At 65.3% G+C, this 13,292-nt stretch carries 11 protein-coding genes; 3 read left to right on the plus strand and 8 right to left on the minus strand.

Annotated elements, in window-relative coordinates:
* Positions 1-56: 56 nt before the first annotated feature.
* From AAHM38_RS00740 to AAHM38_RS00755, 4 genes are all read right to left on the minus strand, one after another.
* Entirely contained in the window at positions 57-2,726 is a 2,670-nt protein-coding gene (locus tag AAHM38_RS00740) for a bifunctional diguanylate cyclase/phosphodiesterase (RefSeq protein ID WP_116574974.1), read from the minus strand.
* Between the two features lie 258 nt (positions 2,727-2,984).
* The gene (locus AAHM38_RS00745; protein WP_116574975.1) at positions 2,985-5,111 is read right to left on the minus strand and encodes a 3-hydroxyacyl-CoA dehydrogenase NAD-binding domain-containing protein; all 2,127 of its coding nucleotides are present in this window, start codon (positions 5,109-5,111) and stop codon (positions 2,985-2,987) included.
* Between the two features lie 13 nt (positions 5,112-5,124).
* Positions 5,125-6,330 carry an acetyl-CoA C-acetyltransferase gene (locus AAHM38_RS00750; protein WP_116574976.1) on the minus strand — a complete coding sequence of 402 codons (1,206 nt, stop codon included), beginning with the start codon at positions 6,328-6,330 and terminating at the stop codon, positions 5,125-5,127.
* Between the two features lie 27 nt (positions 6,331-6,357).
* Positions 6,358-7,500 carry an acyl-CoA dehydrogenase family protein gene (locus AAHM38_RS00755; RefSeq protein ID WP_116574977.1) on the minus strand — a complete coding sequence of 381 codons (1,143 nt, stop codon included), beginning with the start codon at positions 7,498-7,500 and terminating at the stop codon, positions 6,358-6,360.
* A 98-nt stretch (positions 7,501-7,598) separates the two neighbouring features.
* Between AAHM38_RS00755 and AAHM38_RS00760 the strand changes: the two genes are divergently transcribed.
* Positions 7,599-8,618, plus strand: coding sequence for a GlxA family transcriptional regulator (locus tag AAHM38_RS00760; RefSeq protein ID WP_116575131.1), 1,020 nt, complete (start codon positions 7,599-7,601; stop codon positions 8,616-8,618).
* Between the two features lie 4 nt (positions 8,619-8,622).
* Here AAHM38_RS00760 and AAHM38_RS00765 read toward each other — a convergent pair whose 3' ends face one another.
* The 4 genes from AAHM38_RS00765 to AAHM38_RS00780 all read right to left on the minus strand — a co-directional run bounded on the left by AAHM38_RS00765 (position 8,623) and on the right by AAHM38_RS00780 (position 11,056).
* On the minus strand, positions 8,623-8,757 hold the full coding sequence (locus AAHM38_RS00765; protein ID WP_004632518.1) for a hypothetical protein: 135 nt from the start codon (positions 8,755-8,757) through the stop codon (positions 8,623-8,625).
* Between the two features lie 46 nt (positions 8,758-8,803).
* Positions 8,804-9,196 (minus strand): tautomerase family protein, encoded by a 393-nt coding sequence (locus AAHM38_RS00770; protein WP_116574978.1) that lies wholly within the window; start codon positions 9,194-9,196, stop codon positions 8,804-8,806.
* Positions 9,197-9,251: 55 nt separating this feature from the next.
* Complete coding sequence (locus AAHM38_RS00775; protein WP_116574979.1) at positions 9,252-9,668, minus strand: MarR family winged helix-turn-helix transcriptional regulator; 417 nt, start codon at positions 9,666-9,668, stop codon at positions 9,252-9,254.
* Positions 9,669-10,240: 572 nt separating this feature from the next.
* Positions 10,241-11,056, minus strand: coding sequence for an AraC family transcriptional regulator (locus AAHM38_RS00780; protein ID WP_039375910.1), 816 nt, complete (start codon positions 11,054-11,056; stop codon positions 10,241-10,243).
* 98 nt (positions 11,057-11,154) lie between these two features.
* On the opposite strand from AAHM38_RS00780, the gene AAHM38_RS00785 reads away from it, so the two are divergent.
* Both AAHM38_RS00785 and AAHM38_RS00790 read left to right on the plus strand, forming a co-directional pair.
* Positions 11,155-12,048 (plus strand): DMT family transporter, encoded by an 894-nt coding sequence (locus tag AAHM38_RS00785; protein WP_116575132.1) that lies wholly within the window; start codon positions 11,155-11,157, stop codon positions 12,046-12,048.
* Positions 12,049-12,161: 113 nt separating this feature from the next.
* Positions 12,162-13,202, plus strand: a complete 1,041-nt coding sequence (locus AAHM38_RS00790; RefSeq protein WP_116574980.1) for a LacI family DNA-binding transcriptional regulator — start codon at positions 12,162-12,164, stop codon at positions 13,200-13,202.
* Positions 13,203-13,292: the final 90 nt, after the last annotated feature.

Below are 13,292 nucleotides of genomic sequence, written 5' to 3' on the forward strand. Positions count from 1 at the left end.
GGATGACCGCCAAGGTGACGGCCGACGATTGACCGACGCAGCACCCCTGGGGCCGCCTAGGTTTCTGCAAGCTGCCCGTTGAGCACAAACGCTTCAAACGCAGCAGGCGGCACCGGCGGGCAGAAGAGGTGGCCCTGGCCGTAATCACAGCCTGCGGCCACCAGGATCGCTTTCTGCTCCTCGGTTTCAATGCCTTCCGCGATGACCTTGATGCGCAACGCGTGCGCCATGCTGACGATGGCGCTGCACAGCGCGATGTCCTTCGGATCATGCGCCAGGCTGCGCACGAACGACTGGTCGATCTTGATGAAGTCGATGTCGAAGCGCTTGAGGTACGACAGCGACGAATACCCCGTGCCGAAATCGTCGAGTGCGATGTCGACACCCGCGCGCCTGAACTCGTGCAAGTGCTCGACCACCTCGGCGCTGTCGGCCATCAACGAGCCTTCGGTAATTTCGACGACCAGGCTGTGCGGCGCAAGCCCCCGGCGCTCCACCACCTTGGGCCAGGACTCGTTGCTCGACTGGTGCGCGCGGAACTCCAGCGGCGATTTGTTGACCGACACCTGCAGCGTGTTGTCGAGCGTGGCGTGCCATTGCGTGAGCTGATCCAGCGCCTGGTTCAGCACCCACTTGCCGATGTCGACGATGAGCCCGCTGTCTTCGGCCACCGGTATGAAATCCGCCGGATCGATCTCGCCCCGCACGGGGTGCGTCCAGCGGATCAGCGCCTCTGCCTTGCGCACCTTGCCCGTCAGCAGATCGACGATCGGCTGATAGTGCACCGCAAGCTGGCCCTGCGTGAGTGCCACGCGCAAGTCGCTGGTCACGCGCAGGCGTTCCTGCTCGGCGCGCTGCAATGCCGGGGTAAAGACGGCCCATTGATTGCGCCCCGCGCTCTTCGCCGCAAACATGGCCTGGTCTGCGCGCACGAGCAACGATTCCGCGCTGTCGGCATCGCGCGGGTACATCGCCACGCCGATGCTGGCCGATACTTCCACGCTTTCCTCACCAAGCTGCAGCGGCGCCGCAATGCGTGCGAGCAGGGCGCGGATGATGGGCGTGGCCGCGCCGGCATCGGGCAGGTCCGGCAGGATGATGGTGAACTCGTCGCCCGCCAGCCGCGCGACCGTATCGGTGCCGCGCACGATGGCCGAGATGCGCCGGGCGATCTCCTTGAGCAGGACGTCGCCCTGGTCATGACCGAGCGTGTCGTTCACTTCCTTGAAGCGGTCCAGATCGATGAACAGCAGCGCGAGCTGTGTAGATGCCTGACGCGCTCGCGCGATCTCGTGGCGCAGGCGGTTGTAGAACATGTGCCGGTTAGGCAGCTCGGTGAGCGGGTCGAAGTTGGCCTGCCGCCAGATGACCTCTTCGGCACGCTTCTTCTCCGTCATGTCGTGGATGAGCGCAACCCGGCGCGGCTCGCCCAGCGTGCTGTCGGCAAACGTGTCGATGGTGAGCAGCGCGGGGAATTCGCTGCCGTCCTTGCGGCGGATCAGGTACTCGCCGCTCCACGTGCCCTTGGTTGAGACACCCTCGCGCATGGCGTCGATCACGGCGCGCTCGTTGCATTCGGAGCGGATGGCGTCGCTGGACTGGCCCTTGAACTCCTGCGCTGAATAGCCGGTGGTGACGGTAAAGGCGGGGTTCACGTCGATCACGTGCCCGTCGAGGGACGTCACCATCATCGCCTCGCTGCTCGACGCATAGACCATGGAGGCCAGGCGCAGATCTTCGATATGCCGCTTGCGCTCTGCACCCCGGCGACGCAGCGTGAAATACAGCAGCGCGAGGAGCAAGGTGGAGGCGGCCGCCTCCACCAGCGCGGTGCGCCGATAGCTTTCGTAAGGCGCCAGCACCGAGGCCACCGACTCGCCCACCAGAAAGTAGAGCCCGATCTCCGGCACATGGTGATAGCCGATGATGCGCTCCACGCCGTCGGTGCCCGACACCACGCGGTAGCTGCCCGTTTCCAGCGCGCCCGGCTGGTTGAACTGGCGGCGGCGCGGCGGCTTTTCGATACCCGCGGTCGGGTTGGGCACGCGGGCCAGGACCTGCCCGGACTCGCGGATGATCGTGGCCGCCCCGTCCTTGCCCACGGCCAGCGTATTGGCAAAGCTGGCGAACTGTTCCGGGCTGACCGATACCACCACGACACCGGCAAACTGGCCAGCCCTGAGGATGGGCCGTGTGAACTGGATCGACCACTTTTTCGAGACCTTGCCTTGCACCGGGTCGCTGATGAAGAGCGCATCGCGGCCGCCCGAATCCTTGTGGACGCGAAAGTGCTCGCGCTGGCTCAGGTCGACGCGTTCTGTTGTGGGGCCGATGCTGGAGTAGAGCAGCATTCCGTTCTCGTCGATCACGGAAACCTGGAAGGTCAGGTCGCGCACGGTCTCCTGCCGCTCGCGGATGACATGCTCGAACACTTCGCGGCCGGCCAGCCAACTCGCGCGCAGATCGAGCAAGAACTCCGACACGCGCCGCACGCTGCCAAGCGAGTATTCACCAAACGCCCGTGCCTCAACCCGCGTGCGGGCCTGCGCATCGCGTATCAGCCTGTCGTGCTCTTGGGTGAGTTGATGGAACGTGAACGACCAGATGAACAGCAGGCCCACGACTGCACCGATGTTGAGCGGCGACAACAGTTTGCTCCGCCATCGTTGCCGTGGCGGGGTATCTGTCGTGCCACCAGAAGCGGCCTTCGATTGCTCTGCGGGCATCCCCACTCCAGCGTTTGCGTGTCCGGTTGCCTAGAGCACGCGTGCCGCGTGCCTGGGTGTCGGCAATTCACGTGCCTCTCACTGTATATCGGAGCGGGCCGCATGTGTCTTAACCCGACCGACGACGCAGGCCAACTGGAGCGCAATCGTTTGCTGGGAGTGGGCGGTGCCCGGAGTTACCTTTGCTTGGTGTTTGGGCGGCGCAACGCGTGCCCGGCGCGTGCGCCGCGCGCGCGGTAGTTGCGCCGCGGCGGAGGGCTAGCGTTCGTAAAACGCGGCGTCCTGGTCTGCCATGTCGCGCAGCAGGGCGGGCGGCGCAAAGCGGCGGCCGTGCTGCGCAGCGAGGCGGTCGCACAGTTCGACAAATGCGCCGACCCCCACCCGATGGATGTGCGAAACGGGCCCGCCCCGGAAGGCCGGGAACCCCCAGCCCAGCAGCGCGCCAACATCGGCATCGCGTGGATCGGTCACCACGCGTTCATCCAGGCAGCGTGCGGTTTCCACGGCCTGCACGGTGATGAGCCGATCGATGAGCGTCTGCACGTCGGGTTGCGCGGCCGCACCGGGGTACTCGTTCGCCAGACCCGACCATAGCGCCTTCCTGCCGCCTTCCGGATAGTCGTAGAAGCCCCGGCCCGCCTTGCGGCCGATGCGACCCAGCGCCACCATGCGCTCGGCCACGGCTTCGCCCGGGCGCTCGATGTAGGCGGCGCCCAGGTCCGCGCGGGTCTGCTGGTTGACCTTGTGGATCAGTTCACTGGAAACCTCGTCGATCAACGCAAGCGGCCCCACCGGCATGCCGGCCAGCAGCCCGGCGTTTTCGATCAGCGCAGGCGCCACGCCTTCGGCAAGCATCGCCAGGCCTTCCAGCACGTAGGTTGAAAACACGCGGCTCGTATAGAAGCCGCGGCTGTCATTGACGACGATGGGCGTCATGCCGATCGCCTTGACGTAATCGAGCGCTTGCGCCAGCGTGGCGCGCGTGGTCTGCCGGGCGACGATCACCTCCACCAGCGGCATCTTGTCGACCGGCGAGAAGAAATGCAGCCCGATGAAGTTGCCCGGACGCTGGCTGGCTTCGGCCAGACCCGTAATCGGCAGCGTAGACGTGTTGGACGCGAAGATGGCATCCGGCGACAGCACGGCTTCTGCCTGGCGCGTCACGTCGGCCTTGATCTCGCGCTGCTCGAACACGGCTTCAACGACGAGCCCCGCGCCATCCAGGTCGGCGTAGGACGTGGTGGGATGGATGCGCGCGAGCAGCGCTTCGGCCTGTTCGGCATGCAGGCGGCCACGCTGTACCTGTTTCTCGACGAGCTTGCGGGAATAGTCCTTGCCGCGTTCGGCGGCTTCCTGCGTGGTGTCGAGCAGCACGACAGGCAGCCCCGCCTTGGCGGTGACGTAAGCGATGCCGGCGCCCATCATGCCCGCACCCAGCACGCCCACCTTGGCGTAGCGGCGCACCGGCACATCGGCGGGGCGCGCGGCCAGCTTGTTGGCCGCGTTCAGGCTGAAGAAGAGGGTACGGATCATCGCGCGTGCCTCCGGCGACAGCACCGCCTGCACGAAGTAGCGTGCCTCGGTTTTGAGGCCCGTATCGAGATCGGTGATGAGCCCCTCGTACACGCACGACAGGATACTGGCCGCTGCCGGATAGTTGCCGTAGGTCTTCTGCCGCAGCATGGCGTTGGCCGCCGTGAATAGCTGCTGCACGGCGGGGCTGGAGATGGCGCCCCCGGGCACCTTGTAGCCCTTGATGTCCCACGGTTGTTGCGTGCGGGTCTGGCCTTCGCCCAGCAGCCACGTGCGCGCAGCATCGGCTTCTTCCCCCGCGTTGACGACCGCATCGACAATGCCGAGCTTGAGCGCCTCGGCCGCCTTGATGCGCTTGCCTTCCAGCAGCATCGGCAGCGCCTTCTGCACACCAATTAGGCGCGGCAGACGCTGCGTGCCGCCGCCGCCCGGCAACAGGCCCAGCGTGACTTCCGGCAGGCCGAAGCGCGCGCGGGCGTTGTCGGCCGCCACGCGGTAGTGGCAGGCAAGCGCAATCTCCAGCCCGCCGCCCAGCGTGGAGCCCGGCAGCGCGGCGGCCACGGGTTTGCCGCACGTTTCCAGCTTGCGCAGCATGCGGTGCAGCTCGCACGTACGTTCATACAACGTGGCTGCGTCGTCGCTGGCCTGCAGCCATTCGAGGTCGCCGCCGGCAATGAAATCCGCCTTGGCGGAGGTGACGAGGATGCCCTTGACGCTTGCATCCGCGCATACGCGGTCGATGGCGGCAAAGAAGGCGGCGCAGGTTTCGCCGTTGAGCACGTTCTGTGCACGGCCCGGCTGGTTCCACGCGAGCGTGGCGATGCCGTCGGTATCGATGGTGATGTCGATCATGTCAGCACGCTCCTCAAAGGCGTTCGATGATGGTGGCGGTGCCCATGCCGGCACCGACGCACAGCGTGGCCAGGCCGGTGCTCGCCCCACGGCGTTCCAACTCGTCGAGCAGCGTGCCGAGAATCATGGCACCCGTCGCACCGAGCGGATGGCCCATCGCAATGGCCCCGCCGTTGACGTTGATGCGGTCATGCGGCACGGCCAGCACCTCCATGAAGCGCAGCACGACCGAGGCGAAGGCTTCGTTCAGTTCGTACAGGTCGATGTCGGCCGCCGACATGCCCGCGCGCTTGAGTGCTTTCTCGGCCGCGTACGAAGGGCCGGTCAACATGATCGACGGCTCCGAGCCGATGCTGGCAAAGCTGCGGATGCGCGCACGTGGCTTCAGGCCCGCGCGCTTGCCGGCCTCGCGGCTGCCGATCAGCACGGCCGCGGCGCCATCGACGATGCCGGAGCTGTTGCCCGCGTGGTGCACGTGTTCGATGCGCTCAAGCTCCGGATAGCGCTGGCGGATCACCGCGTCGAAGCCATATTGCTCGCCCAGTTCCGCAAACGACGGTTTGAGCTGCGCGAGCGTGTCCACGGTGGTCTGCGGGCGGATCATCTCGTCGCGGTCGAGGATGGTCAGGCCGTTCTGGTCGCGCACCGGCACGATGGAGCCTTTGAACCAGCCGGCCGTGCTGGCCGCATGCGCGCGGCGGTGGCTCTCTGCGGCGTAGGCGTCGACATCGTGGCGGCTGTAGCCCCACTTGGTGGCGATGGTGTCGGCCGACACGCCTTGCGGCACGAAGTACAGCGGGATGGCGGCCGCCGGGTCGACCGGCCACGCGCCGCCGCTGGCGCCCATCGGCACGCGCGACATGCTTTCCACGCCGCCGCCGATGGCGAAATCGCTCTGCCCAGCCATCACCTGCGCAGCGGCCATGTTGCAGGCCTCCAGGCCCGACGCGCAGAAGCGGTTGATCTGCACGCCGGCCGTGGTCTCGGCATAGCCGGCGGACAGCACTGCCACGCGGCCGATGCACGCGCCTTGTTCGCCCACCGGTTCCACGCAGCCGAGCACGACGTCGTCCACCAATGCCGTGTCGAGCTGGTTGCGATCGCGGATGGCGCGCAGCGCGGTGGCGGCCAGCCGCAGCGGCGTCACGCCATGCAGGCTGCCGTCCTTTTTGCCTTTGCCGCGCGGCGTGCGCACGGCGTCGTAGATATAGGCTTCCATAACGTTGAGTCCTGAAGGTCGTGCTCGTTAAAGGGTGCGGGCGATCAGCTCTTTCATGATCTCGTTGGTGCCGCCGTAGATCTGCTGCACGCGCGAATCGGCCCACGCGCGGGCGATGGGGTATTCCCACATGTAGCCGTAGCCGCCGTGCAATTGCACGCAGCGGTCCATCACCTTGAATTGCAGGTCGGTGGTCCAGTACTTGGCCATCGATGCGGTGGCGGCATCGAGCTTGCCGGCCAGCTTGAGCGCGATGCACTGGTCGACGAACACGCGGCCAATCTGCACTTCGGTTTTCAGTTCCGCCAGCGCGTGCCGCGCGGTCTGGAGGTCGAGGATGGATTTGCCGAAGGCCTGGCGCTCGCGCACGTAGCGCAGCGTCCATTCAAGCGCGCCTTCGGCCGAAGCGATGGCCGTGATGGCAATTTGCAGGCGCTCCCACGGCAACTCCTGCATCAGGTAGGCAAAACCGCGATGTTCCTCGCCGAGCAGGTTGCCGGCGGGCACGCGCACGTTGTCGAAAAACAGCTCTGCGGTGTCCTGCGCCTTCATGCCGACCTTCTTCAGGCGCTTGCCCTTGCTGAAGCCCTCCATGCTGGTGTCGACGACAAAAAGACTGGTGCCCTTGGCGCCGCCTTCGGGCGTGGTGCGCGCCACCACGATCACCACATCCGCGTGCCAGCCGTTGGTGATGAAGATCTTCGAGCCGTTGAGGACGTAGTGACTGCCGTCGCTGCTGCGCGTGGCGGTGGTGCGCACGCCTTGCAGGTCGGAGCCGGCACCAGGCTCCGTCATCGCAATTGCGCCGATCATCTCGGCGCTCGCCAGCTTAGGCAGGTAATGCCGCTTCAACGCCTCGCTGCCGTAGTGCAGCAGATATGGCGCGACGATTTCCGAGTGCAGGCCAAAGCCCAGGCCCGTAGCGCCCGCGCGGGCGATCTCTTCGATCAGCACGGTGCTGTAGCGGATGTCGGCACCCGCACCGCCGTAGGCTTCCGGCATGCTGGCGCAGTGGTAGCCGGCGGCGGCCGCCTTCTCCCAGATGACGCGGTCGACGTAGCCCTGGTCTTCCCAGCGCTCGTGGTGGGGCAGGACTTCGGCGTCGATGAAGCGGCGGACGGATTCACGGAAGGTGTCGTGTTCAGCATCGAACAGCGTGCGGGCGATCATGGCGGCTCCGGACGGGTGGCGGATTGGCAGCGAATGGGTTGCCGTATTTCAACAAGGCCGCGACAATTCCGGTTGATCCGGATCGCCACTTTATTGATATGAAGCGCCAGCCGAAAGCTGCTTCCAAACGCGCCGGTCTGCGTGCGCGGGCGCGTATCGCCATCCTGCTGCCGCCGCGCCTGTTTGCCGGTTACGTGTTTCTCACGCAGGAGATGCTGCTGGTGGCCGGCACCATGCAGGCGCGCAGCGTCGATGTGATGGGCAGCCGGCTCTTCGACATCGATGTGCTGTCAGCCGACGGGGCGGCCGTCCGAAGCTTTGGCGATATGCCTGTGCCCGCCACCGCCGCGCTGACCGATGCGGCCTACGACGTCGTGATCGTGCCCGCACAGTTCGCCCCGGAGGCGACATTGGATGCGGAAGAGGCGCACATCGCCGATTGGCTGCGCACGCGCTATGAGGCCGGCGCCTTGGTGGTCGGCATGAACGCGGCGCCGCTGTTTGCAAAGGCGGGGCTGCTCGATGGTTGTCGAGCGACCGGGCTGGCGAGCGAGCGTGCCTGGTTTGCCCGGCATTTTCCCAACGTGCACTACACCCCCGATCGGCCATTGGCCGTGGATGGCCGCATCATCACCGTCAGCGGGATCAACCCCGCCGTGGACGCCTGCGCGTACGTCATCGATCACTGCCGAGGGGCGGGCGCATCGCAGCGGATGCTTCGCACGGCGCTCACACAGTCCCTGCCGTCATACGAGCACATGGCCGTGTGGACGGCGCAGTTCAAGCGCCACGGCGATGTGGCCATCCTGGCCATCCAGGAGATCGTGGAGCGGGAACTGGCGGCGCCACCAGCATTGGCGGAACTGGCCGCCCAGGCAGCGATGAGCGAGCGAAGCTTGACGCGCCGCTTTGCCGCCGCCACCGGCAGCAATCTGCGGCGTTACGTGGCGATGCTGCGGCTGGAACTGGCGGCGTTTCTGCTGCGAACGGGCCGCCAGCCGCTCGATCACATTGCCGATGAATGCGGCTATGGCAGCGTCAGCGCACTGAGTCGCGCGTTCTCTGCCGGCCACGGTTGCAGCCCCTTGCAATACCGTGCGCAGCACCGCACCCGCTGAAGCGTCACGGACGCAGCAGATCGAACCCCGCCAGCAACACCACCCCCGAGAGCGCGGTCAGCGGCAACGAATGTTGGCCAAAGTACAGCAACGCGGCGGCCAGCCAACTGGCCGCGAAGAAAGCGCTCATGCGGTTCATGATTTCACCTGTTCCTTAGTTGGTGGGAGAGACGCGATCGGCACATTTATGCGTGCTGGTAGCGGTACTCCTGCGTCTTGCCGCCGTAGCCGTAAGCTGTGGCGCGAACGTCCTGCACATAGATATAGCTCTCTTCGTGCAGATTGCCGAGCTGCTCAGCAAAAGCCTTGAACGCCTCGGCGATGTACTGCGCCTTTTCCGCCTTGGTATTCGTTTCGTCCGTCACCTTGATGTCGAAATAGACGCTGTTCTTGCCTTGCGCGGCCAGCGTCTGCCCGCCGACGATCCAGTCTTCCGGGTCGACATAGTCGATGGCAATGGCCGTGACCTTCGGATCTTTGCCCAGGATGCGGGAGGTGAGTTCCAGCAGCGTGCTGGAGATCTTCTGCGTCATTTCTGCAGAACGTTGGGCACTGACTTTGACGTTGAGGATGGGCATGGCGGTTTCTCCCATTAGTTGGCAATGCAACTACATGGTCAAAAAAAATGCACGCTCATGTCAGGGTGGAGCGCACACCTCGGATCTTCGTCACCGTATCGGTGAATTCGGTACTGCCCAGCACGCGCTTCAACCTCGCGGTGACGGCGCCGCTCGCCTCGTTCAACGCCGCACCGATCTTGAGGGCTTCCCGCGTCGGAAAGATGGCGGTCTCGCGGCCATCGGCTTCCGTCTTGCGGCGTTCGATCAGGCCCTTGCTTTCCAGGCCATCCAGCGCGCGCGTTGCCGTGGGGCGCGTGACGGACATCGCTTCCGACAACTCGCTTTGCAGCATGCCCGGACGGTCGACGATCGCACGGAGCATGAAGCCTTGCGGCGGCGTGAGATCAAACGGCGCGAAGGCGTCTGCCCAGACCCGGTCGAGCTTGCGGGCCAGGGCGGTGGTGTTGAAGTAGAGGCAGTGGTCGAACATGGTGAGTCGATGGTAGGTGAGGATGGTTAGATATGCAACTTGTTTTTTGTGTTGGTGGCCCATCCCTCTTTCGTTCGTGCTCAATGTAACAAGCAAGACACGAGGGCGCGTTGCGATTGGGGGAATTGACGTGCCGCCGTGAGTGCAGGCGTTGGCCATGCCGTGCCCGCGCCATGGGTGGCGCGCGGCTGGTGTGATGGGGTTATTGCTGCAGGACCTTGTATTCGATCTTCTTGAGCACGCCGTCCGCATCGTCGAAGTAGAACGAGGCGATCTTCTTCGAACCGATCGGAATCCCGACAAACACAACGCCGATCGCCGCGTTTCGCGCGTAACGATCGTTCCAGATGTCGAGGCCGCCGGGCCTGGTCGAGACGCCGTTTCACCATCGCGGCATCTGGCCGTCAGCCCAAGCGATGTATGACTTTGCGGCGGGCACACCGGCGGGCCGTGTCGGCAGCGCAGAGGAATGGCAACCATCGTGGCCTCCCTCGCTTCGGATGATGCGAGCGTTGTGTCGGGCTACGCCTTGGTGGCTGATGGCGGTTAATCGGTCGCTTGATGACGACGGTCTATGCGGCGGGGCGCTCCGCCTCGCCACACATCTGCCGTCGATAGCGCTCGGGCGAAAACCCGACCTGCTTGCGGAACATCGCAATGAACGCCGAAGCCGTTCCATAACCCAGCGCGAGCGCAATCTCTTGCACCGGGCGGTCTTCCTTGAGCCACACCAGCGCGCGAAGCAGGCGCACGCGATTGCGCCATTGCACGAAGCTCATGCCGAGGTCGGTCTGGAAGCGGCGTGCAAGGGTGCGTTCGGTGCCGTGCACGCGCTCGGCCCATTGCTGCAGCGTGGTCGTGTCTGCGGGGTCCAGGCGGATGGCTTGCAGGATGGGCTCCAACTGCCGGTCGGTGCTGTCGGGCAGGTAGCTATCGGCGTGGCCGGCACGCACCAACGTTTCGACCAGCAATTCGAACTGGCGCAAGTCCCACTCGTCAGCCATGGCGGTGACGCGGCGCGTGGCGAAGTCTTCGAACAGCGCACGCACCAGCGGCGTTTGCGGAATCAGGCAAGCCATGGGTGGCAGCCGCTGCGCAAGCGGCTCCGCCATGTACAGCGAGAGGAAATCCGTCGCTTGCCGGATCGATGCCGAATGCGGCTGGTTGGCCGGCACCCAGATCACGTATTCGGCAGGCGCCGTCAGCCGGCGGCCATCGACCACCACCTCCATCAACCCGAGGCTGATCCGGCTGATCTGGCCCCACGGGTGCGTGTGCGGCTCGATATCGGTTTCAGGCTCGAAATGGTCGTAGCGAAAGTAGAACGGAGCGCCCTTGGGCACACGCAGATCGGCTTCGCGGAAGGCGGTGTACACGGTGTCAGCCACGGTTGTCGCGTTCGAGGGGTGAGGTTGTCTGGTTTGAAGTATATGTTTTGAACCGGACATTACTACACTGCCGTCTTCGGGTGTTCGAGGAGGCCGTCGTGCCTGTGCTGTATCCCTTGCTGGCGGTGCTGATCTGGGCTGCCAATACGATCGTTTCGAAAGCCGCGGCCGGCGTGGTGGACCCGGCGGCCATTTCGTTCTACCGGTGGGTGCTGGCGGCCGTCGTGCTCACGCCGTTCTGTGCGCGGCCGCTATGGCGCCAGCGTCATGCCGTGGTGGCGCAGTGGCGCCGCTTTGCGGTGCTCGCGCTGCTGGGCATGGTGATGTACCAATGCCTCGCGTACTACGCCGCGCACAGCACGAGCGCGACCAACATGGGCGTGATCGGTGCGCTGATCCCGATGCTGGGGCTGACCTTGAACGTGGTGGTATTTCGTCAGCCGGTCGGGGCGCAGGCCGTGACCGGTGTGGTGGTGTCGCTCCTGGGCGTGCTGTATCTGCTCGGCCGTGGGGAACCGGCCAACCTGTTCGACGGCGGCATCAACCATGGCGACGTGCTCGTGCTTGCCGGCGCCACGGCGTACGCGCTCTACAACATCCTCTATCGCCGGTGGGCGCTGCCGTTCGGGCAGTGGCTCAACCTGTACGTGCAGGTGCTGGTGGCCGTCGTCATGCTCGTGCCGGTGGCCATGACGGCGCACAGCCTGGCCGTGCCGGCCAAGGGCATTGGGCTGGTGGTGTTTGCGGGTATTGCCTCGTCGATCGTCGCGTCGTATCTGTGGATGCAGGGGCTCAAGCGCATCGGCAGCGAGCGTACGGCCGTGTTGATGAACCTGATGCCGGTCTTCACGGCCGGCATGGCCGCGGTGATGCTGGGCGAAACGGTGCACGGCTATCACTGGATCGGCGGCGGCCTCGTCCTGCTGGGCGTGAGTCTGGCGCAAGGCATCGTTCGGCTGCCGATCGGCCAGTCGGGATTGAGCGCCCGTTAGTTTTTTTCGGCCGCGCGGCTCAGGGGTTGGCGCTAAAATCGAACACATTGGCGGGCGCATGATGGCGCCCGTTCCGTGTTTCAGAACCACACTCGCCAGACCATCGCCAGACCATGAAGCGCAACGCCGGAGCCGTCACTGTCGATGATGTTGCCGCGCATGCGGGCGTGTCCATCAAGACCGTCTCGCGCGTGCTGAACCACGAGCCGAACATCAGCGAGAAGACGCGTGCGAAGGTGGTCGAGGCGATGCAGACGCTCGACTACCGGCCCAACCCGGCGGCCCGGCGACTGGCCAGCAAGCGCGCCGACATCATCGCGCTGGTCTACGACAACCCCTCCGACAACTACATCGTCAACATCCAGCATGGCGCGCTCGAAGCCTGCCAGGCGCTCGACTACAGCCTGCTGCTGACCCCCTGCAACTACCGCGACCCGAACCTCGCCGAGCAGATCATCCAGAGTGCGCGCCAGCGTGCGCTGGCCGGCATCATCCTGACGCCGCCGGTGTCGGACGTGCCGTCGCTGATCACGGCGCTGGATGAAGCCGGCATCGATTACGTGCGGCTGGCACCTGCCGATCGCGAGCACAAGGGGTTGTCCGTCAACACCGAAGACCGCGCCGCCGCACGCGACATGACGCTGCACCTGATCGGCCTCGGCCACCGCCGCATCGGCTTCGTGGTGTGCGATCCCGCCCACGGCGCGGCGTATCAGCGGGTATTCGGTTATCGCGACGCGATGGCGCAGGCCGGCATCGAAGTCGACGAACGACTGGTCGAGCAGGGCGAGCACTCGTTCGAGTCGGGCGTAGCCTGCGCTGAGCGATTGCTGTCTTGCGAGCCGCGCCCCACCGCCATCTTTGCCGGCAACGACGACATGGCCGCCGGCGTGCTGCGCGTGGCGCAGGCGCGCGGCATCAAGGTGCCGGAAGAACTCTCCATCTGCGGCTACGACGACACGCCGCTTTCACGCCAGCTCTGGCCAGCGCTCACCACCGTGCGCCAGCCGATCCAGGCGATGGCGCATGCGGCTGTGGAACAGCTCATTGCAATTCATCGCCCGCACCTGCCGGGGCTGAAGCCGCATTCGGTGCACGAGAATTTGCAGTATGAGCTGGTGATTCGGGAATCGACCTGCGCGCCGGTTCGTTGAGGTATTGCGCTACTCCGTTGAGGAAGGCACGGAGTCTTCTGCGTGGGTATACGTATCCTTTGTTTCTCCACATTACCCACTTGTCAACCC

The sequence above is a fragment of the Ralstonia sp. OTU4908 genome (assembly GCF_038440115.1).
Taxonomy (GTDB): Bacteria; Pseudomonadota; Gammaproteobacteria; order Burkholderiales; family Burkholderiaceae; genus Ralstonia; species Ralstonia pickettii.

What these genes read in the sequence shown, in the direction of transcription:
- AAHM38_RS00740 (WP_116574974.1), bottom strand. Translation starts at nt 2,726, where the DNA reads ATGCCCGCAGAGCAATCGAAGGCCGCTTCTGGTGGCACGACAGATACC.
- AAHM38_RS00745 (WP_116574975.1), bottom strand. Translation starts at nt 5,111, where the DNA reads ATGATCGACATCACCATCGATACCGACGGCATCGCCACGCTCGCGTGG.
- AAHM38_RS00750 (WP_116574976.1), bottom strand. Translation starts at nt 6,330, where the DNA reads ATGGAAGCCTATATCTACGACGCCGTGCGCACGCCGCGCGGCAAAGGC.
- AAHM38_RS00755 (WP_116574977.1), bottom strand. Translation starts at nt 7,500, where the DNA reads ATGATCGCCCGCACGCTGTTCGATGCTGAACACGACACCTTCCGTGAA.
- AAHM38_RS00760 (WP_116575131.1), top strand. Translation starts at nt 7,599, where the DNA reads ATGAAGCGCCAGCCGAAAGCTGCTTCCAAACGCGCCGGTCTGCGTGCG.
- AAHM38_RS00765 (WP_004632518.1), bottom strand. Translation starts at nt 8,757, where the DNA reads ATGAACCGCATGAGCGCTTTCTTCGCGGCCAGTTGGCTGGCCGCCGCG.
- AAHM38_RS00770 (WP_116574978.1), bottom strand. Translation starts at nt 9,196, where the DNA reads ATGCCCATCCTCAACGTCAAAGTCAGTGCCCAACGTTCTGCAGAAATG.
- AAHM38_RS00775 (WP_116574979.1), bottom strand. Translation starts at nt 9,668, where the DNA reads ATGTTCGACCACTGCCTCTACTTCAACACCACCGCCCTGGCCCGCAAG.
- AAHM38_RS00790 (WP_116574980.1), top strand. Translation starts at nt 12,162, where the DNA reads ATGAAGCGCAACGCCGGAGCCGTCACTGTCGATGATGTTGCCGCGCAT.